Annotated in this window: 16 protein-coding genes; 12 read left to right on the top strand and 4 right to left on the bottom strand. The window is 64.0% G+C overall.

Annotated elements, in window-relative coordinates; genetic code table 11:
* The first annotated feature begins 12 nt into the window (after window positions 1–12).
* Genes ACS13N_RS18250 through ACS13N_RS18235 form a run of 4 tightly spaced genes read left to right on the top strand, consistent with a single transcriptional unit; the run spans window position 13 to window position 5,905 of the window.
* Window positions 13–4,632 carry a DUF6531 domain-containing protein gene (locus ACS13N_RS18250; RefSeq protein WP_438933035.1) on the top strand — a complete coding sequence of 1,540 codons (4,620 nt, stop codon included), beginning with the start codon at window positions 13–15 and terminating at the stop codon, window positions 4,630–4,632.
* Between the two features lie 11 nt (window positions 4,633–4,643).
* Window positions 4,644–5,231: a hypothetical protein gene (locus ACS13N_RS18245; protein ID WP_438933034.1), complete on the top strand. Its 588-nt coding sequence runs from the start codon at window positions 4,644–4,646 to the stop codon at window positions 5,229–5,231.
* A gap of 31 nt (window positions 5,232–5,262) precedes the next feature.
* A complete protein-coding gene (locus tag ACS13N_RS18240) occupies window positions 5,263–5,673 on the top strand; it encodes a hypothetical protein (RefSeq protein WP_438933033.1) in 411 nt (136 codons plus the stop codon).
* 37 nt (window positions 5,674–5,710) lie between these two features.
* Window positions 5,711–5,905, top strand: coding sequence for a hypothetical protein (locus tag ACS13N_RS18235; RefSeq protein ID WP_438933032.1), 195 nt, complete (start codon window positions 5,711–5,713; stop codon window positions 5,903–5,905).
* A 70-nt stretch (window positions 5,906–5,975) separates the two neighbouring features.
* On the opposite strand, the gene ACS13N_RS18230 is transcribed toward ACS13N_RS18235, so the two are convergent.
* The 4 genes from ACS13N_RS18230 to ACS13N_RS18215 all read right to left on the bottom strand — a co-directional run bounded on the left by ACS13N_RS18230 (window position 5,976) and on the right by ACS13N_RS18215 (window position 13,341).
* Window positions 5,976–7,523 (bottom strand): efflux transporter outer membrane subunit, encoded by a 1,548-nt coding sequence (locus tag ACS13N_RS18230; RefSeq protein WP_438933031.1) that lies wholly within the window; start codon window positions 7,521–7,523, stop codon window positions 5,976–5,978.
* Between the two features lie 13 nt (window positions 7,524–7,536).
* Entirely contained in the window at window positions 7,537–10,743 is a 3,207-nt protein-coding gene (locus ACS13N_RS18225; RefSeq protein WP_438933030.1) for an efflux RND transporter permease subunit, read from the bottom strand.
* A 39-nt stretch (window positions 10,744–10,782) separates the two neighbouring features.
* Entirely contained in the window at window positions 10,783–12,102 is a 1,320-nt protein-coding gene (locus ACS13N_RS18220) for an efflux RND transporter periplasmic adaptor subunit (protein ID WP_438933029.1), read from the bottom strand.
* 111 nt (window positions 12,103–12,213) lie between these two features.
* On the bottom strand, window positions 12,214–13,341 hold the full coding sequence (locus tag ACS13N_RS18215) for an alpha/beta hydrolase (protein ID WP_438933028.1): 1,128 nt from the start codon (window positions 13,339–13,341) through the stop codon (window positions 12,214–12,216).
* 315 nt (window positions 13,342–13,656) lie between these two features.
* Here ACS13N_RS18215 and ACS13N_RS18210 point away from each other — a divergent pair, with 315 nt between their 5' ends.
* The 8 genes from ACS13N_RS18210 (at window position 13,657) to ACS13N_RS18175 (ending at window position 20,775) form a co-directional block, all read left to right on the top strand.
* A complete protein-coding gene (locus tag ACS13N_RS18210) occupies window positions 13,657–14,601 on the top strand; it encodes a LysR substrate-binding domain-containing protein (RefSeq protein WP_438933027.1) in 945 nt (314 codons plus the stop codon).
* 97 nt (window positions 14,602–14,698) lie between these two features.
* Window positions 14,699–15,103 carry a hypothetical protein gene (locus ACS13N_RS18205; protein WP_438933026.1) on the top strand — a complete coding sequence of 135 codons (405 nt, stop codon included), beginning with the start codon at window positions 14,699–14,701 and terminating at the stop codon, window positions 15,101–15,103.
* A gap of 203 nt (window positions 15,104–15,306) precedes the next feature.
* Window positions 15,307–15,627: a flagellar hook-basal body complex protein FliE gene (gene fliE, locus ACS13N_RS18200; RefSeq protein ID WP_438933025.1), complete on the top strand. Its 321-nt coding sequence runs from the start codon at window positions 15,307–15,309 to the stop codon at window positions 15,625–15,627.
* Window positions 15,628–15,641: 14 nt separating this feature from the next.
* On the top strand, window positions 15,642–17,279 hold the full coding sequence (gene fliF, locus ACS13N_RS18195; RefSeq protein ID WP_438933024.1) for a flagellar basal-body MS-ring/collar protein FliF: 1,638 nt from the start codon (window positions 15,642–15,644) through the stop codon (window positions 17,277–17,279).
* Complete coding sequence (locus ACS13N_RS18190) at window positions 17,263–18,324, top strand: flagellar motor switch protein FliG (RefSeq protein WP_438933023.1); 1,062 nt, start codon at window positions 17,263–17,265, stop codon at window positions 18,322–18,324. Before fliF ends, ACS13N_RS18190 begins: the two co-directional genes overlap by 17 nt.
* The gene (locus tag ACS13N_RS18185) at window positions 18,321–19,010 is read left to right on the top strand and encodes a FliH/SctL family protein (RefSeq protein WP_438933022.1); all 690 of its coding nucleotides are present in this window, start codon (window positions 18,321–18,323) and stop codon (window positions 19,008–19,010) included. Before ACS13N_RS18190 ends, ACS13N_RS18185 begins: the two co-directional genes overlap by 4 nt.
* The gene (locus ACS13N_RS18180; RefSeq protein ID WP_438933021.1) at window positions 19,007–20,314 is read left to right on the top strand and encodes a FliI/YscN family ATPase; all 1,308 of its coding nucleotides are present in this window, start codon (window positions 19,007–19,009) and stop codon (window positions 20,312–20,314) included. The genes ACS13N_RS18185 and ACS13N_RS18180 overlap by 4 nt, the downstream gene beginning before the upstream one ends.
* Window positions 20,311–20,775, top strand: a complete 465-nt coding sequence (locus ACS13N_RS18175; protein WP_438933020.1) for a hypothetical protein — start codon at window positions 20,311–20,313, stop codon at window positions 20,773–20,775. Before ACS13N_RS18180 ends, ACS13N_RS18175 begins: the two co-directional genes overlap by 4 nt.
* Window positions 20,776–20,782 lie beyond the last annotated feature (7 nt).

Here is a 20,782-nt window from a genome sequence, read left to right as displayed (position 1 = left end):
CGCAGCGCAGTCATGGCCGATCAAGACCCGAGCACGCCAACGTCTTCGACGGGCCCAAGCGGTACCGCCGAGGAGCGCATGGCCGCGCTCCAGAACCTGGAAGACGGCGACGCGAAGAAGCAGTCGCAGATGAAGTGGGTGGATGGCGCCAACTACGGCATGTTGGGCGCCGACGTCGGCTATGGCGCGTACGCAGCCGGCACCGCTGCCACCGCGGCAGGTGCAACGGGAGCCGCAGCGGCCGGTGCTGCTGCGCTGGCCGCCGTGCCCGCCGTTGTTGCGCTGGGCGGTGCGTGGATTCTCGGCAAGATCGGCGTCACGGGCGCCGTTGAACAAGGCGCCGAATGGCTTGGCGACAAGCTGGGGCTGAGCATCGGCAAAGGCGATCCCCACCCGGCGTGCGTGGGCGATGACATCGCACATTCATCAGGCTTCTGGGGCATGGTGGCCGGTCTCGCAATCGGGGTCGCCATTGGAGCCGCGGTTGCCGCGACGGTTGCTACCGGCGGGCTGGCCGGTGCGGTGATCGTGGGTGCATGCATGGCAGGTGGCCTGAGCCTCGGCAGCGGCTTGGCCGCAGCCAGCCAGAGCATGGGCAGCAACTGCGGCAAGATCGCCTCAGGCTCGGGCAACGTCACGTTCGAGGGCAAGGCCGCTGCGCGCGTGACCGACATCATTGCCTGCGACAAGCACCCCGGGCCCGAGCCGCTGGTGGAAGGCAGCCTGACCATCACGGTCAATCAACTGCCGATCGTGCGCATCGGCCATTCGAGCCATTGCAGCGGCAAGGTGAACTCCGGCCGCAAGAGCATCCTGATCGACAAGACCACCGGACAGTTCGGCCCAAAGAACCCGGAGTTGACGGCTGGCGAGGAATTTGTCGCCGGGTTGCTGGGCGGTCTGCTTGGCGCCAAGCTGGGCGGTATGATCGGGGGCAAGGCGCCGGGCGAGCCGAACAAGTCTGCCGAGCGGGATGGCGTTAAGGACGAGACCGCCACCAACTGCAAAGACCCGATCGACGTTGCCACCGGCGAGATGGTGGAGATCCGCACGGACGTGTCGCTGCCCGGTGTGCTGCCGCTCGTACTCACGCGCCGCTACCGCACGCGTTCGGAGGACGCTGGTCTGCTCGGCCCCAAGTGGTCGACCAATTGGTCGCAGCGCTTGCGGCTGGATGAGGGGCACCTCGTTCGCTTCTTTGATGGTGGCGGGCTTTCCATCACGTTTGAAGCGCCGGATGCTGATCTCAACGGCATCAACCTGCGCGAATCACGCTATCACCTGGAGGGCACGCGCGCCGCGCCGCGCATCCTCGACGATGAAACGCGCCGCATCCTGTGGTTCGCACCGCTGGCCGACGGCGCGACGTCTCGCATCGAGCGCGTTGAAGATTGGAATGGCAATGCCATCGATTGCGAGTACGACACCTACGGCCGGCTGACGACGCTGCGGCACACCGTCGGTGACGCGCTGGTGCTGGCGTACTCCGGTGATGCACGTACCGTGTCCAGTATCACGTTGCATGAAGCTTCGGGCGACACGCGCTGCCTGGTCGACTACGCGTACGAGGGCGGCATGCTCACGCAGGTGTCGAGCCTCCAGCACGGCCAGTTTCACTACACCTACGACGCGCACGGCTGGATGACGAGTTGGCGCGACACTGACCAGACCGAAGTGCGCTACGCCTACGACAGCACAGGGCGCGTGATTGAAACCGGTACGCGCGAGGGCTATCACACCGGCCGTTTCGTCTACGAAGACGGCCTCACGCGCGTGCTTGATGTGGATGGCGAATGGCTCTATGCACACAATGCCGAAGGGCTGGTCACGCGTGAGGTCAACCCGCTCGGGCACGTTACCCAGCGGGAGTGGCAACTCGGCCGATTGGCCTCGCAAACCGATGCGCTCGGGCGGCGCACGGATTTTGGGTATGACGAACACGGCAGGCTGGCCAGCATGGGTGACCTGGAGGGCAGCCCCACGCTGTTCAAGTACGACGCGCAGCGTCGCCTGGCCGCAGTGGTGCAGCCGAATGGCGATCGCGTGGCCCTGGAGTACGACGACAGGCATCGCCTGATTGCACGCACCGAGCCCGATGGCCAGGTCAAACGCTATCGATATGGCGAACAGGGCGAACTCCTGCGCGCAACGGAAAACGAGCAGGAAACCCGCTTCGACTATGACGCGCAGCTCCGCCTGATCAGCACGCGGTTGCCCACCGGCGCCAAGCTCGGCACGCGCTTTGATGCGCTTGGCCGCTTGCTGGAAGAAACCGATGCGGATGGCAACGTCACCCGCCATGACTACGCCACCGGCCTGGACAACCCCCGTGGCGACCGAGTGCAGACGACGCTGCCGGACGGCAGCCTGCAGCGCATCGCCTACAACACGGAAGGCCTGGCGGTTGCGCGCACCGATCCGCTGGGGCGTGTCACCCGTCATACCTATGGCCCGTTCGATCTGCTGACCGCCACCATCGATGCAGCCGGTCATACCACCCGCTTTGAGTACGACCACGCGACGCGACCGACCCGCATCACCAACGCGCACGGAGATGTGTGGGAGTACCGCTACGACGCAGCCGGGCGGCTTGTGACCGAGATCGACTGGGGTGGCCGCATCTCTCACTATGAGCGTGATGTTGCCGGACGCGTGATCAAGAAGACGTGGCCCGACGGCGGGGTATGGCTGTATCGCTATGACGCGGGGGATCGGCCTGTGGCGATCGATGCGGGCGACGTCAAGCTCGTGTATCGCTATGACGCTGCGGGGCGCATGACGGCGGCAGCGGCGCAAAGCGGCACCACCTACGTCAACCGCTTCCGCTACGACGCCAAGGGCCGCTTGATCGAAGAGGATCAACACGGGCAGCGCCTGGCGCACGCATACGACGCGCAAGGGCGGCGCAGCGCACGCAAGACACCACATGGTGAGACGCGTTATGAGTACGACGCACTGGGCGCGTTGACACAGGTTGGCGACCTCGCCATCCAACGTGATCTGGTGGGGCGCGAGATGGGGCGGCAGGCAGGTGAGTTTGTCCTGCAGCGGCAGTACGACGTGGTTGGCCGTCTGCAGCGCCAGGCTGCCGGCCCGCGCGTCGCCTTCGACGTGCTGCAATCAGCCCCCGTGGAGGCGCTGCAGCGTCTCACCCGCCAGCGCTATCGCTACGATGCTGCAGGGCAACTCACGCAAGTCGATACCGACGCCGACAGCTTGACCTACGCGCACGACGAGCGCGGGCAGGTAACGACCGTCGACAGCATCCGCCAGCCTGCGGAGCACTACGCCTACGATGCCTCGCGGAATATTGCCGCGCATGGCCGCCAAGGCCCGGTTGATCGGCACGACTACCTGGCGGGTGGCCTGCCTGTGCAGGCTGGCCATGTCCACTACCGTTATGACGCACGTGGGCGCGTCATCGAAAAGACCGTTGATCGGCCTGGCGCTCCGGCGCGAACGTGGCAGTACACCTGGGATGGTCTCAACCGCCTGGTCGAGGTGCACACTCCTGACAACGGAACCTGGGCGTACCGCTACGACGCCTTCGGCCGACGCATCGAAAAGACGCATGTCGATACCGGACGCGCAGTGCGATTCGTGTGGGATGGCTACACGCTTGCCGAACGTTGGGACCGTCGGCCAGATGGCACGGACGGTGTGGCCACGACATGGCATTTCGAGCCCGACAGCTTTACGCCGCTGGCTCAGGAGCGCGATGGGGCGCAGTACGCGGTCTTCAGTGCACCCACCGGCTTGCCGCTGGAGATGTATCGAACCACGGGTGAGAAGGTTTGGTCTGCGCGCTACAACCTATGGGGCAAGCGGCTGGATGAGACGGCGCACGATGAAGACGCCTCGCTGGACACCAGCTTGCGCTTTGCAGGGCAGTGGGCCGATGAAGAAACCGGCCTGCACTACAACCTGAACCGCTACTACGACCCGGACAGTGGCTGCTATCTCAGCGTTGACCCGATTGCGATCCAGGGTGGGCACCGTACGCAGGGGTATGTGCAGAATCCGCTGCGGGAGATGGATCCGCTTGGGTTGCAGGTTTGCCAGGAGCGGATCGACCGCTACAAGGAGCTACGCGCTCAGGGATACTCTGCCCAGGATGCGGCGAGATTGTCCAAGACCGGTGCGGATGGCACGCTGCCCAATGTGCCTGAGCGCGACGTTCAGACCGTGATGAAACACCGTGCTGGCAACAAACAGGTGGTCGTCGACGGACAGCGATGGAATCTGCCCAAAGACGAGCCGGTTAGTTCGCTTCCCGCAAAGGATACCGTCGGTGATACTCTTCAGCGTGCTACCGACGACGCCGCAAATGCTTGGAATCCAAGGCGCAATCTTTCTGTTCCCGAGCGTCGGGCAATTGCTGAAGCTAGAGCAAAGGGCGAATACTGGAGAGCGAATCTTCTGGAGCAGCAGGCGAAAGGGCGCTGGGTTGAAACGCAAGTGCGAAATAATCCGGATGTTGTCGACCTTGGGCTGGATTGGAGTCGCACGGGAGTCGATGCCACAGATCCGGTGACCGGCTTGAATTACGATGTCATGTCCGGATCGAAATCCAATATGATCAAGCACGCCAAGAGAATGCCTGACGTGATGCATAGAATGATAACGTTTTAGATTGGTTGAATATGAGAGACAAGATCGTTCGTAACGAGGTTGTTCGCCTGAGTGCGGATTTGGTCACGGTGTTGGGGCCGAATCTGGAATTGCATGACTGCACTGTTGAATCGTTTGCTGATAACAGGGGTGTGGTGATTGCTGGTGTCGTGATGAGCGGCGGCGTTTTTGACCAGCGCGTTAGGATGGCCAATTTTCATTTCGAAAAAATTCGATTTAACAACGTACAGTTTAAAGGCGAGTACGTCGGGTGTGATTTTGGAGATTGGGATGATGTAAAGGTCCCGCGGGTTTCGGATTGCGATTTTTCTGCGGCTACCTTGCATGAGTGCAGGTTCTTGAATTGCGATATGGCGCGCGTGGTCACGCCAAAGTGGCCCTGTTTTCGAATGATCAATCCCGCGGAGGCCAGGGATTTTGTGAAATCAAAGTCTTGGCCGAAAGGCGTTGGCTTGATGCTGGATATTTATACGGACACGGACCCCGAGTGTGTGGCGTTGGTGGCTAGTGCAGAGGCCATGGCTGAAGACAGCAAGGTGCCGTTGGATCAGTTGCGCGTGATGCTGGAGACAATCCCAGGCGTCGAGATTCAAGACTGACTTGCTTGCGTGCAGCTGTGACGAGCGGAAAATGACGTTTTCTCTACTTGCCCTGCTGACCGAGCAATCGCCAGTCATGTCGAACGAGTCTCTGGCCGACGAGCTGAAGGTGTACTTCGAGAACGAGGAAGACTTTTCCTTGAAATTCGAGCGGTTGCCATTTGCCAAGACGGATACGCTTGCCTTGCGCTGGGGAAACTGGCTGATGCGCGTTGCTTACGAAGAGGGAAGCCGCATTCAGGATGAGTCCGCTCAGATTCAGGAGATTCTCGGCAAGCGATCTCCGCGCGAGCTCTCTGGCATTGACCGGCGTGTACGTGTCGTCTTTGCAGATGACAATGACCGGGAGTACACGAATCAGATCGTCGACATGATGCAGTTTCTGCAGGATATCGAGGGCAGCATTGTTTTCGATCCGCAGAAGAACAATCTGATGGAATAGAGGTGGGCCTCCGATTTCCCCTTCCGCAGCCGCACCAATGTCCGAGCTGCCATATGCCATCCAGACGCGAATCGCAGCAATGTGCAGCGAAGGGAATCTTATGGTCGAGCAGGGCGACTGCGACAAGGCGACAGATAAACTGACCCGCGCCTATATGGGTGCTGGGTTGGATATCTTTCTGGAAGACGATCCGAAGTATCTGGGGTTTCTGGAAACGAAGATCAAGCTCTGAGGTGTTCGGGTAAAAAAAAGCGCGGCCGAAGCCGCGCAGAGTCTCGCTTTCCAGAGAGAGAAGAGAATCCTTACTGCTGCGCCACCGTAGCCGGCTTCGCCTGTTCTGTCGGCAAGTCACCCCAGCCGCCACCCAGCGCCTTGATGAGCCCCACCGTCGCATTCACGCGGCTGCCCGCGAGTTGCACGCCGACGCGCTCAGCGGACAGCATGTTGCGCTCCGCATCAATCACATCCAGGTAGTTGACCGAGCCCGCGTTGTAGCGCGTGCGCGAGAGCTGCGCGGCACGCGTGGAAGCGCGTACGGCATCGTCCTGCGCCTTGGATTGATCGGCCAGCAGGCGCAGGTCAGACAGGTTGTCTTCCACCTCGCGGAAGGCGACGAGCACGCTTTCGCGGTAGTTGGCGACGTTCTCTTCGTACGCTGCACGCGCCTGCTTCACACCGGCGCTGCGGGCGCCACCGTCGAAGATCGGCAGCGACAGCGCGGTGCCGACCAGCGGCCCAAGAATCCACGTGCGGCTGCCCCACTTGAGCAGGTCGCCGATGTCGTGCGACTCGTAGCCGAAGCCGCCCGTGAGCTGCAACTGCGGGAAGAACGCCGCGCGCGCCACGCCAATGCGTGCGTTGGCGGCGGCCATCGAGCGCTCGGCTGCGGCCACGTCAGGGCGGCGCTCCAGCAGAGCAGAGGGCAAGCCTGCCGGTACGCGCACGTTGGCGGCCTGCAGCGGATCGGCGCCCATCGTGAAATCGGCAGGGGCCTTGCCCAGCAGCGTTGCTAGCGCGTGCTCCAGAACCGCGCGACGACGTTGCACGCCAATGCGATCGGAGCGCGCCGTCGCCAGTTCGGTATCGGCGCGGGCAACGTCCAGTTCACCAATGTCGCCGGTCTTGAAGCGGCGCTGCACCAGCTTGAGAGCTTCTTCGCGGCCGATCAGCGTACGGGCCAGCAAGGCCTCTTCTGCGTCGAGCGTGCGCAGGCTGAAGTACGTCTGCGCCACGTCGGCTTGCAGCGACAGGCGGGCCGCGCGGTACAGCGCTTCCACCCGCTCGGCATCGGCGCCAGCCGCGTCGATGTTGTTGCGCACGCGGCCAAACAGGTCGACCTCATACGCCACCGTGGCCTGTGCACGCCAGTACGTTTGTGGCTGAACAGGCGCGCCCACGGGCAAGCCCGCCGATGCTGCAGAAGCCCGCTGGCGCGTCGGCCCAAAGCCCGCATCCAGTTCCGGGAACAGCGAGGCGCGATTGGCCTGCACGAAGGCGCGCGCCTGGTTCACGCGCGCGGCTGCAGCGGCCAACGTGGGGCTGGCCTCGGCCGCCTGTGCTTCGAGCTTGTCGAGCGTCGGATCGTTGAAAATCTTCCACCACGCGCCATCGGCGGGCAGGGAGGGCTCGGCGGTTTTCCACTTGCCTTGTTCGCCGGCGGCCAGCGGGGCATCTGCCGCGAGTTTGGACGATTCGGCGGCTTCCTTGAAAGCCGTGGGCGTGCCCACGTCCGGCTTCTCGTAGGTCGGGGCCAGCGAGCAGGCCGCGAGGAACAGCGCGGCAGCCAGTGCCAGCGGGGTCCAGCGGCCAGTCAGCGTGGCCTGACCTGTGTGTTGTTTGAACGCGTCCATAGCGATGTCTTGATTAGTGTTGACCCGACGGCACAGGCAGTGCGCCATCCAGATCCAGATCGCGATCAGGTGCATCTTCAGCGCGCTGGCCGCGGCGCGTGGCCAGCGTGCGCAGCAGCACGTAGAACACCGGCGTGAGGAACAGGCCGAACAGCGTCACCCCCAGCATCCCCGCGAACACGGCCACGCCCATGGCATGACGCATTTCCGCACCGGCGCCGGTCGATACCACCAGGGGCACCACACCCATGATGAAAGCGATCGACGTCATCAGGATCGGGCGCAGACGCAAGCGGCACGCCTCGATGGCGGCTTCCACAATGGAGCGTCCTTGCAGCTCAAGCTCCCGCGCAAACTCCACGATCAGGATCGCGTTCTTGCACGCCAGCCCCACCAGCACCACCAACCCGATCTGCGTGAAGATGTTGTTGTCTCCATGCGAGACCCACACGCCCAGCATGGCGGCAAACAGGCTCATCGGCACGATCAGGATCACGGCCAGCGGCAGCGTCAGGCTTTCGTACTGCGCAGCCAGCACCAGGAACACCAGCAGCACGCAGATCGGGAAGATCCACACCGCCGAGTTACCAGCCAGGATTTGCTGATACGTCAGGTCGGTCCACTCGAAGCGCACGCCCTTGGGCAGCGTTTCATGCGCAATGCGTTCCACAGCCGCCTGTGCCTGGCCCGACGAGAAGCCCGGGGCTGGACCACCGTTGATGTCGGCAGCGGTGTAGCCGTTGTAGCGCACCACCATGTCCGGCCCGAAGCCTTGCGACACGCGCAGCAGAGACGACAGCGGCACCATGTCACCCGCGGTGTTGCGCGTCTTCAGTTGCAGGATGTCTTCTGCATGGGCGCGGAACGGCGCGTCTGCCTGCACCTTCACCTGATACGTGCGGCCGAAGCGGTTGAAGTCGTTCACGTACAGCGAGCCCAGGTACACCTGCATGGTGTCGAACACGTCCGTGACCGGCACGCCCAACTGCTTGGCCTTCACGCGGTCCAGGTCTGCATTCAACTGCGGCACGTTGATCTGGTAGCTCGAGAAAGACGGGCCCAGTTCCGGCGTCTGGCGTGCCTTGGCCATGAAGGCCTGCGTGGCGGCAAAGAGCTGTTCGTAGCCGACCGAACCGCGGTCTTCCAGTTGCAGCTTGAAGCCACCCACCGTGCCGAGACCCTGCACCGGCGGCGGCGGGAACACGGCGATGAATGCATCCTTGATCGCGCCGTACTGCTTGTTCAGCTGGCCCGCAATCGCACCACCCGACAGATCGGCGCTCTTGCGCTGGTCAAACGGCTTGAGCGTGACGAATACGATGCCGGCGCTCGGGCTGTTGGTGAAGCCGTTGATCGACAGGCCCGGGAAGGCCACGGCGCTTTCCACGCCGGGGTGCTTGAGGGCGATGTCCGACATGCGGCGGATCACGTCTTCCGTGCGGTCCAGCGAGGCACCGTCCGGCAACTGCGCGAAGCTCACCAGGTACTGCTTGTCCTGCATCGGCACGAAGCCGCCCGGCACCTTGTTGAACAGCACGGCAGTCAGGCCGATCAGCGCGAGGTAGATGCCAAACATCACAGCCTTGCGGCCGATCACACGCGAGGTGCTGCGGCCATACGATTCCGACGCGGCACCAAATACACGATTGAACGGGCGGAAGATCCAGCCCAGGCCCTTGTCCATCGTACGGGCCAGCCAGTCCTTGGGCGCATCATGGCTCTTGAGCAGCAGCGCAGCCAGTGCCGGTGACAGCGTGAGCGAGTTGAATGCCGAGATGACCGTCGAGATCGAGATCGTCAGCGCGAACTGCTTGTAGAACTGACCGGTCAGGCCCGTCATGAAGGCCAGCGGCACGAACACGGCAATCAGCGTCAGGGCAATGGCGATGATCGGGCCGCTCACTTCGCGCATGGCCTTGTACGTGGCCTCGCGTGGCGATAACCCTTCGGCGATGTTCCGCTCGACGTTTTCCACCACCACGATGGCATCGTCCACCACGATCCCGATCGCCAGCACGAGCCCGAAGAGCGACAGCGCGTTGATCGAGAAGCCGAACATCAGCATCAGCCCAAACGTACCGATGATCGACACCGGTACCGCCAGCAGCGGAATGATCGATGCACGCCACGTTTGCAGGAACAGGATCACCACGAGCACCACAAGCGCCACCGCTTCCAGCAGCGTGTGCGTGACGGCTTCGATACTCGATCGGACGAACTGCGTCGGGTCATAGACGATGCGGTAGTCGACGCCTTCAGGAAAGTCCTGCTTCAGTTCCTCCATCGTCTTGCGCACGTCATCCGAAATCTGCAGCGCGTTGGAGCCCGGCGCCTGGAAGATCGGAATGGCGACGGCCTGCTTGTTGTCCAGCAGCGAGCGCAGGCCGTATTCCGATGCGGCCAGCTCAATGCGGGCCACGTCACGCAGGTACGTCACGGCGCCATTGGGCGAGCTCTTGAGGATGATGTCGCCGAATTCCTGCTCGGTCTTCAGGCGGCCTTGTGCGTTGACGGACAGTTGCAGATCCGTGCCTGGCACCGACGGCGAACCGCCGATCACGCCGGCCGCCACCTGCACGTTCTGGTCACGGATGGCCTTGACCACTTCGTTGGCGGTCAGGCCGCGCTCGGCGACCTTGTTCGGGTCGAGCCACACGCGCATCGAGTAGTCACCCGAGCCGAACAACTGCACCTGGCCCACGCCGCCGATACGCGCAAGGCGATCCTTGACGTTGAGCACTGCGTAGTTACGCAGGTACGTCATGTCGTAGCGGTCATTGGGCGACAGCAAGTGCACCACCATCGTCAGATCGGGGCTGCTCTTGATGGTGGTCACGCCCAGGCGCTGCACCACGTCGGGCAGGCGCGGCAGCGCTTGCGACACGCGGTTCTGCACAAGCTGCTGTGCCTTGTCCGGGTCCGTGCCCAGCTTGAAGGTGACCGTCGTGGTCATGTTGCCGTCGCTGTTGGCCTGCGACTGCATGTACAGCATGTTTTCGACGCCGTTGATCTGTTCTTCGAGCGGCGAGGCGACGGTCTCGGCAATCACCTTCGGGTTGGCGCCCGGGAACTGCGCGCGCACCACCACCGAAGGCGGCACGACCTCGGGGTACTCCGAGATCGGCAATCGCCAGATCGAGATGATCCCGATCAGCAGGATCAGCGTGGAGAGCACGCCCGCAAAGATCGGGCGGTCCACGAAAAATTTAGAGAAGTTCATGGCGTGTAAGCAATGAGGTTCAAACGCAGCGCGTTACGTTCAGGCGCGGTCGGCCGGAAGGCGTTGTGCGTTGGCTGCGGTCTTGGCGTTCGCGGGCTTGGTTTCAGCCTTGGCGGCAGGCGCAGGGGTTGTGTCGGCTTTGGCTTCGGCAGCGGGTTGGGCTGATCCTGCAGGCGCTTCAGGCTGCGCACCCGGCAACACCACGCGCTTGGTGACCAGGCTATCCATGGTCACCGCATTGGGTGCCACGGCGTCACCCGGGCGCACGCGCTGGATACCGTTGACGACGATGCGGTCACCGGCCTTCAGGCCCGACTTCACGACACGCAGGCCGTCAATGGATGCACCCACCACCACCGGGCGATAGCTCGTCTTGTTGGCCACATCCACCACCAGGACGAACTTCTTGTCCTGGTCCGTACCGATGGCCTTGTCGCTGATGAGAATGGCGTCATGCGGCGCACCCGTGCTCATGCGCACGCGGGCGTACAGGCCCGGCGTAAGTCGGCCGTCGGCGTTGTCCAGCGTGGCGCGCACGCGGATCGTGCCCGAGCGCACATCCAGCCGGTTGTCGACCGACTGGATGGCGCCTTCGCGCGTGTAGCCGTCTTCATTGGCCAGGCCGATGTAGACCGGCGTCTTGGTGCCTTGCGCGGCCTTGGCCGAGTAGCGCAGGTAGCTCTGCTCGTCCGCATCGAACGCCACGTACATCGGCGACACCGACACCAGCGTCGTCAGCACCGGCGCAGAACCACCGCTGGAGACCACGTTGCCCACGGTAATTTCTGCGCGCGATACGCGGCCCGAGACCGGCGCCACGATGTGCGTGTACTCCAGATTCAGCTTGGCGGCATCCAGCGCGGCAGAGGCGCCTTGCAGGTTGGCCTGGGCCTCGCGCGCGGCGTTTTCCTTCTCTTCGAATTCGCGGCGGGCGATGGCGTTGTCGGCCACCAGCGTTTGCGCGCGGGTCAGCTCCGATGCGGTGTAGGCCACGCGTGACTTGGCTGCCGTCAGCGCGGCTTGCGTGCGGGCCACCTCGGCAGCATACGGGCGCGGGTCGATGGTGAACAGCGGATCGCCCTTCTTGACGATGCTGCCGTCCTTGAAGTGGACCGCCGTGACGGTGCCGCCCACCAGCGGGCGGATCTCGACGCGCTCAACGGCTTCGATGCGGCCGGAGAATTCATCCCACTCCGCCACGTTGCGCGCGACGACGGGGGCTACATCGACCGGTGTGGCGGCGGGTGCGGCCGGCTGCTGCGACGCGCCGGCACTGGAAACAAGACCGTAGGTGCCCACGGCGGCAACGCCAAGCACTGCTGCAGCCGAAATGGCGATGGTGCGTTTGGACAGGCTCATGATGTCTCTCGATTTCGTTGGGTAAGCAAAGAGAAAAGACTCGGGGAAAACGTTTGGGCCGCAGCGTAGAAGCACGCGCGGCCTCGCACTCCGTTTCTTGTTGTTGTGGGTTCAGCCAGGCCTGTTGCTGGTCGGGCCGGTCGGGCCGGTCGGGGCAGGCGGCGTGCGGTCGCGGCTGTTCTTGCCTTCCGCACGTGCGCGGCGCTTGGTGCGCACCGCAGCCTGACGCGTCATGCCAAGGTGCCAGCGCAGGAAACATGTCATCTCGTCTTGCGCGACCGCACTCATGGCGATCGAGTCATGGCATGCCTCGTTCACGCGCACGACTTGTGTGACCACGCCTGCTTCGATGAGGGCACTGGCGTAGCGCTCTGCTTCGGTGCGCAACAGGTCTTGCGGGGCCGTCAGCAGCAGCGCCGGCGGCAGGCCCTGCAGACGGCGCGATTCCACCGGTGCGGCATACGGGTGCACACGTTCGGTTGGGCGGGGCAGGTACTGGCGATAGCAATCAGCGCAGACTTCGGCCGCGTTTTTACCGTTAGCGTCGGCGTTGGCCAGGTGGTCGGGGCGCACGCGGGCCATCGTCGGGTCCAGCATGGGGGCGATCAGCACCTGCGCACGCAGGTTGGGGCCGCCACGGTCACGCGCGATCATCGTCAATGCGGCCGACAGGTTGCCGCCCGCGTCGTGACCGGCCACGGCCATGCGGCGGCGGTCGATGCCCCATGCAGCGGCATGCTCAGCCATGCAGCACAGCGCGGCGTATACGTCTTCGGGCGCAGCAGGGAAGGGCGCTGCCGGTGCCAGCGAGTAGCCGACTGTCACCACCACTGCGGGCAGCGTGGCCGCCAAGTGGCGCGCAGGGGCATCCGCATCGTCAATCGAGCCATTCACGAAGCCGCCGCCATGCAGGTAAAGCACAGCCGACTGGCGCAGCGGTGCAGCCTCGTCCGCGTGAAATTCGGGGCGGAACACACGCAGCCGGATGCGGTTGGCGTAGCCCTGGGTCCAATAGTCCTCGGCCCGCACCTCGCGTGGCAGGGCATCCGCTGCAGCCGGTTTTCCGGCAGGCGATATTTGCTCAGGCAACGTGCATGCTGCACTGCGCAAATGGTGATTCCGTGCAACATTTGTGGCGCCGTTAGCGGAGAGCGAACGCTCCGCGCGAACATCGGCCGAAGCCGCTGAGGTGGCGAGCGAGCGATCCGAAACAACCAGACGCGGTGGAGAAGAACCCATGATGTCAGGCGGGGCTTACCTTTGCGGATAACCCGGATGTCGATGGGCTGAATGATGGTGATTAGACGATCGCGGATAAATGCCTATAATCGGACATCACTATTAGTCACAGCCGAACAATCAAATTTGTCGTTTGTGCTACAAAGTGTCATTGCTCGAGGCCGATCTTATTGCGCTGCAAAATCCCTGCGCGCAGCAATGTTTATTGATCGAGCCAACCGGGTGCACCCCTTCAGATTCCACAGGTCCAGCGCATTGCCGTTCTGATTCCGGCAGTGCGCCCGCCCCGTGGAGTCCGACCCTCAGGAGCCGCAGATGGATCGATTGCAGGCGATGCAGGTTTTCACGCGCGTTGTGGAAGCCAGCAGTTTCACCAAGGCTGCCGACAGCCTTCAGTTACCTCGCGCCACGGTGACGAACCTGGTGCAAAGCCTTGAGGCGCATCTCGGCGTGCGCCTGCTGCACCGGACCACGCGCCGCGTGAATGTCACTGCTGACGGTGCGGCTTATTACGAGCGCTGCGTGCGGCTGCTCGGGGACTTGGAAGAGACCGAAGCCGCGTTTTCACAGAGCGCATCGGGTGCACGCGGCACGTTGCGCATTGACGTGCCTGGGTCGATTGGCAAACGGTTGCTTGTACCGCGTATCCGTGATTTTCATGACGCGTACCCCGATCTTCAGCTTGAGATCGGCATGAGCGACCGCACCGTCGACCTCGTGCAGGAAGGCGTGGATTGCGCCGTGCGTGTGGGTGAGTTGCAGGATTCCAGCCTGGTGGCGCGCCGCATCGGCCAGTTGTCGATGGTGAACTGTGCATCTCCGGAATATCTGGCGCGGCACGGTACACCCACGACGCTGGAGGATCTGCAGGATCACACGGCGGTGAATTACTTCTCACCGCGCAACGGCCGGCGCATGGATTGGGATTTCGTCATCGATGGCCAGAAGCAGATCCACAAGGTGCGCGGCATGGTGTCGGTCAATGATGCGGAATCCGCCGTGGCATGCGGGTTGCACGGCCTGGGCCTGATGCAGACGGCGCGCTTCCTGGTGTACGAGCACCTGATGTCGGGCGCGCTGGTGGAGGTGCTGCCGGACTACATCTCGGAGTCGTTGCCGGTGTCGGTCATCTATCCGCATAACCGCCATCTGTCGCCCAAGGTGCGCGTGTTCGTGGACTGGGTGGCGACGTTGTTTGCTGACCATCCGTGCCTCCAGCTCAAGGAAAATCCGCGCTTGCAGATTGTTAGCGCCGCCTGAACAGTCTTTTTTCGGAAGCTGCATTTATCAGTCGGGGGCAACGATCTATTCTGGGTTCCAAGCGCAACAACGAGCGCAACCGAACAAGGAAACGATCATGAACTCCCGTCTCTCCTCCCTCTTCTCCCGCCGCGCTGCATTGGCCCTGGTGGCTACGCTGTCGGCTTCCGCAACGCTGCTGTCGGCCCAACCGGCCGCTGCTTCGGAGCAACCCAACTTCGATGCACCGGCCGCCACGCAGGCTGGCCGTTTCGATCCGTACACACAAGGTGCGGATCGCCAGGCAGATACCTACGGCTACCTGTCCCGCGCGGGTGATCGCTTCGACCCGTACAGCCAAGGTGCAGACCGCCAAGCCGATACGTACGGCTATCTGTCCCGCGCTGGAGATCGCTTCGACCCGTACAGCCAAGGCGCCGACCGCCAGGCCGATACCTACGGTTACCTGTCGTGGAATGGCGATACGCGCTATCCGAACGGCAGCACTGCATCGCGCGCTTAAACCGCTCCGCTGATTTCTCCTCCCTTGTTGCGGCGTGACTGAATAGGTCACGCCTTTTTTTGTTTGCGCAAAGCGTAATCCGCAGTTCGCAGGGCAATAGGCACCTGCTATCGGGGCGATCAATGTTCCGTTGAACATTCTCGTTCCGCGTCAAACGACGTCACAAAATCCGGTCCCATAGTCAATCCAACACGGGAACCGCAATGAACGTCGACCTCTCGAGCGCCATGCTCGATTCGATTCGCCAGTCCCTCAGCAGCACCACCGTCAACGACGATCCGCAACCCTCTGCAGATGGCGCGGCAGCCGGCTTCTCCGATCTGCTCAGGCACGCCGTGCATGGCACGGACGCCCAGCAACATCACGCCAACGACCTTGTGACCGCCGTGGAAACTGGCGCCAGTGACGACCTCGTGGGCGCCATGCTCGCGAGCCAGCAGGCCAGCCTGTCGTTTTCGGCGATGGTCCAGGTGCGCAACAAGCTCATGAGCGCGTTTGACGACATCATCAAGATGCAGGTTTGACGAGGACTGCCAACGTGCTCGATCAAATCAAAACGCTCACCGCGCGACTCACGCCTGAAGGTGGCTTTCGACTGCCGTCTTCCGCAGCGCTGGCCAAGTTGGCACCGATCGTCATCCTGGCGATCTGCCTGACCGCGCTGGCGATGATGCTGATGCATCACCAGAACGCACGCTACAAGCCGCTGTTCGGCGCGCACGAAACCGTGCCGGCCGCTGACATGATGGCCGCGCTGGATGCCGAAGGCATTCCCTACCGTATTCACCCCGACAGCGGCCAGGTGCTGGTGCCCGAGCAGAAGCTGGGCGCCGCGCGCATGCTGCTGGCCGCCAAGGGCGTGGTCGCCAAACTGCCCGAAGGGCTGGAGCAGGTGGACAAGAGCGACCCGCTGGGCGTGAGCCAGTTCGTGCAGGACGTGCGTTTTCGTCGTGGCCTGGAAGGCGAGCTGACGCAGAGCATCGTGGCGCTCGACCCGGTGTCGACCGCGCGCGTGCATCTGTCGATCGCCAAGTCCACGTCGTTCATTCTTTCCGATGGTGACAAGAGCTCGGCCTCCGTCGTGCTCACGCTCAAGGCCAACCGCAAGCTGAGCAAGGAACAGATCGCTGCGATCGTCGCCCTGGTGGCGGGCAGCGTGGCCAACCTGGACCCGGCCCGCGTGACGGTGGTGGACCAGGCGGGCAATCACCTTTCTGCGCAGATCGACCCCGCCGTCGGTGGTGCCTCGGCACTCGACAGCGAGCTGGGCGCGCAAACGCGCGAACAGACCCTACGCAACATCCGCGAACTGCTGACGCCCACGCTGGGTGAGGGCAACTTCCGTGCAAGCGTTGCCGTGGAACTGGACCACGACCGCGTCGAAGAAACCCACGAGCAATACGGCGAAGCGCCCAAGGTCACGCAAGAAGCCATTCGCGACGAGAAGGACATCGGCCAGGCTGCACTGGGTGTGCCGGGTTCGCTGTCGAACCGTCCGGCGCCCGCATCTGCCTCTGCCCCGGTCGCCTCCGAGCCGCCGCACTCCGCCAAGAACGCGCAAACGCGCCAATACGCCTACGACCGCAACGTCGTGCAGATCAAGCGCAGCCCCGTGCGTGTGAAGCGCATGAATGTGGCCGTCGTGCTGAACAACGGCGCAGCCCCAGGCCAAGGTAAGGCCTGGACGCCGGAACAACTCGAACAGGTCGACAAGATCCTGCGCAACGGCCTGGGCATCGATGCCGACCGTGAAGACGCGCTGGTGGTGTCGTCGCTCGACTTCCGCACCGCGCCGGTGGCCGCATCGCTGCCGTGGTGGCAGCAGCCCGACAACATCGTGACGATGGGCACGTGGGGCGCATGGGCACTGGGTGCACTGCTCGGCTTCTTCTTCATCTTCCGCCCGTTGCTCAAGGTGCTGCGCACGTGGGCCAACGGTGGGCGTGATCCGCAAGTGGTGGATGCCGTCGTTGCCGGCACGGAAGCCCCGGCCATCGAGGCCGCCGGCACCGACGCCGATACGCAGCCGCTGCTGCTGGCCGACGCCAACCTGCCACCGATCGGCTCCGATGTCGACGTGCTGATCGAACACCTGAAGCATCTGGCCGGCCAAGACCCCGAGCGCGTGGCCGAAGTCATCAAACCTTGGATTCGAGACGATGAACACACCAGCTAACGTACCCGCAACTGTGGATGCAGCCGCACCGGCACTGTCGGTGGCCGCTCCGGCCCTGAACCTCAGCACGGTGGAGCGCGCCGCCATCATCCTGCTCAGCATGGGTGAAGAAGCCGCGGCGGGTGTGCTGCGCTGCCTGTCGCGTGAAGAACTGCTGGGCGTGACGATGGTGATGTCACGCATGCAGGGCGTGAAGGTGGATGCCGTGCAGAACACCATTGAGCGCTTCTTCTCCGACTTCCGCGCGCAGAGCAGCGTACGTGGCGCATCGCGTTCGTTCCTGCAGCGCTCGCTGGACATGGCGCTGGGCGGCGTGGTGGCCAACAGCGTGCTCAACAAGATCTACGGCGATGTGATCGGCCCGAAGATGGCCCGCCTGCAATGGGCGCAGCCCCAATGGTTGGCCGACCGCCTGCGCGACGAACACGTGCGCATGCAGGCCATGTTCCTGGCCTTCCTGCCGCCCGAGCAGGCGAGCCTGGTGATCCAGGCGCTGCCGGAAGCGCAGCGCGAGCAGGTGCTGCTCGACATCGCCCGCCTGACGGAAATCGACTACGACCTGCTGCGCGATCTGGAAGCGGTGGTCGACGGTTGCATCGCCAATCTCGGCACGCAGAGCACCGCCGTGGAAGGCGTGCGCCAGGCCGCCGACATCATCAACCGCCTGCCGGGCGACCGTGCACGCGTGGTGGAACTGCTGCGTGCCCGCGATCCGGACCTCGTGGCCGCCGTGGAAGAACGCATCTACGACTTTTCCGTCATTGGCAAGCAGAGCGACGAGGTCATCGCCGTCATCCTGGAACAGGTCGACATGGAACTGTGGGGCGTGGCGCTCAAGGGTGCCGACCCGGCGGTGCGCGATACGCTGCTGCGCTCCATGCCACGCCGCTCCGTACAGGCGTTCGAAGAGATGCTGCGCCGTACGGGCCCGGCCCCGGCCAGCAAGGTCGAGGCGGCCCGCCGCGAAATCATGGACACCATCCGCGAGCTGGCCGACGAAGGCGAGATTGAGCTGCAGCTCGTTGCGGAGGACGTCCTCAAATGAAGGCCTACCGCCGCTACGCCTTTCCGCCACTGGCACGCGTGCGTGCCGCACATGAGCAGCGCGATGGTTTGTCGCTGCCGGACGAAGCTGGATTGCTCGCCACGCAACTGCACGCGCCGCCCGCAGAAGAGCTGCTCGATGAGGCACGACAGGCCGGCTACGACGCCGGACACGCCGATGGCTTTGCCGCAGGTGAACGCGCTGGCGCTGACCATGCACGCCACGATGTGCGTGCCGGTCTCGATGCGCTTGTCGCGCCGGTCGATGCGCTGGTCGCCGGCTTCAACGGTGCGCAGCAGGCCTACCGCGCCAAAGTGCGCGCCGAAGTGGCTACGCTGGTGGGCGACGTCGCCCGCCAGGTCGTGCGCGCCGAGCTGGAAGCTCGCCCCGAACAGATTCTCGCGTTTGTCGATGAAGCCATCGGCACGCTGGCCAAGGCCCCCGATGACATCAGCGTGCGGCTGAACCCGGCCGACTACGCCCGCATTGCCGAAGCCGCGCCCGAGCGCGCCAGCGGTTGGCAACTCGCCCCCGACGACCGCCTTGAACCCGGCGAATGCCGTGTGCAAGCTGGTGACGTGGAAATGGATGCCGGTTGCGGCCAACGCCTGGCTGCCTGCATCGAGCGCATCGCCGCGCAGCTCTCGCACATCGATGCCGAGGCTGCGGAAGGAGCCGCCGTATGAGCGGTTCCGTACTCGGTACGCTCGATCTAGGCGATGTGCCAGTCGCACGGCCGGTCGGGCGCTTGTCCGCCGTGTCGGGCCTGCTGCTGGAAGTGACCGGCTATCCGTTTGAAACCGGCCAGCTTGCGCGTATCGAAACCGCGTCGGGCGGCTGGCTTGAAGCGCGCGTCGTCGGCTTTCGAGAGGGCGTTTCGTACCTGATGCCGTTCCGTCCTGCTGAAGGGCTGAGCGCCGGTGCCCGCGTGTTTGCCGACGACGGCACACGCACGCTGTCCATCGGCCCCGCATGGCGTGGCCGTGTGCTTGATGGTCTGGGCGAGCCGATTGACGGGCGCGGCCCGCTGACCGGCGATGCCGTGCTCGATCTGGAGCCGCCGCGCGTCAACCCGCTGCGCAAGCAGCCGGTGGAAGGCGTGCTGGACGTGGGCGTGCGCGCCATCGACGGCATGCTCACGCTGGGCCGTGGCCAACGCGTCGGCCTGTTTGCAGGCAGTGGCGTTGGCAAGAGCGTGCTGCTCGGCATGATCACGCGGCAGACGGCAGCGGATGTCGTGGTCGTCGGCCTGATCGGCGAGCGTGGCCGCGAGGTGCGCGAGTTCATCGAGCACTCGCTCGGCCCCGAAGGCATGTCCAAGGCCATCATCGTAGTCGCCCCGGCGGATGAATCCCCGCTGATGCGCCTGATGGCCACCGAGCTGTGCCACGCCATCGCCACGCACTTTCGCGACACGGGCAGCAATGTGCTGCTGCTGGTCGATTCCCTCACGCGCTATGCCATGGCGCAGCGCGAACTAGCGCTGGCATTGGGCGAGCCGCCCGCCACGCGCGGTTATCCGCCTTCAGTGTTCGGCATGTTGCCGCGCTTGGTGGAACGCGCTGGCAACGGCGAGGGCGCGGGCAGCATGAGCGCCATCTACACCGTGCTGGCCGAAGGCGATGACGAGCAAGACCCCGTGGTCGATACCGCACGGGCGATTCTCGACGGCCACATCATGCTCTCGCGCGATCTCGCATCGCAGGGGCATTACCCCGCCATTGATGTGCTTCGCTCCGTAAGCCGCTGCATGTCGCTGGTGGCGCCGCGCGAGCAGATCGATGCCGTGCGCAAGGTCAAAGACATGATGTCGCGCCACGCCAATGTGCGCGACCTGATTCCACTCGGTGGCTACGTTGCCGGGGCCGACCCCGCCACCGACCACGCCGTGCAGATGCACGACCACATTGAAGCGTTCCTCTGCCAGCGGCAAGACGAAGCCGCCTCTCGTGACGCAACGCTCATGACCCTGAAGGAGATTGCCGCATGAACACCCAGCGTGTTGTTGCCGGGCTGTCGAAACTCGTCGCCATGCGTGCGCAGGAAGTCGACAGGCTAAGTGCCGACGTCGCCGCGCGCGATGCCGAAGGCGCACGCTACCGCCGTCACATCTCTCAGATGACCGCACTGATGCAAACCGTCGAGACCGGCGCGCACGTGCATCCGGCCCACGCCATGAACGGCGCGCGCTACCGCAGCGCCATGGCGGATCTGATCCACCAGCACGAGCGCAAGCTGGCCAACCACGAAGCCTCGGTGGCTTCGCTGCGCGCCGACTTGCGCCATGCGCGTCTGCGTCACGAGCAGATCGACGTGGTCCGCCGCAAGAAGCTCACGGCGCTCGACATCGAACAACGCGCACGCGATCGCAAGCGCGAAGACCAACAAGCTTCCCAGGCATGGCTGCGACGCCGCCTGTCGCACGGGGGCGCACTCTCTCACCCAACCTGACCAGCGA

The sequence above is a fragment of the Ralstonia sp. 24A2 genome, assembly GCF_051783885.1.
Taxonomy (GTDB): domain Bacteria; phylum Pseudomonadota; class Gammaproteobacteria; order Burkholderiales; family Burkholderiaceae; genus Ralstonia.
The sequence above is the reverse complement of the archived record's forward strand: the minus strand, read 5'-3'. Positions and strand labels throughout refer to the sequence as shown.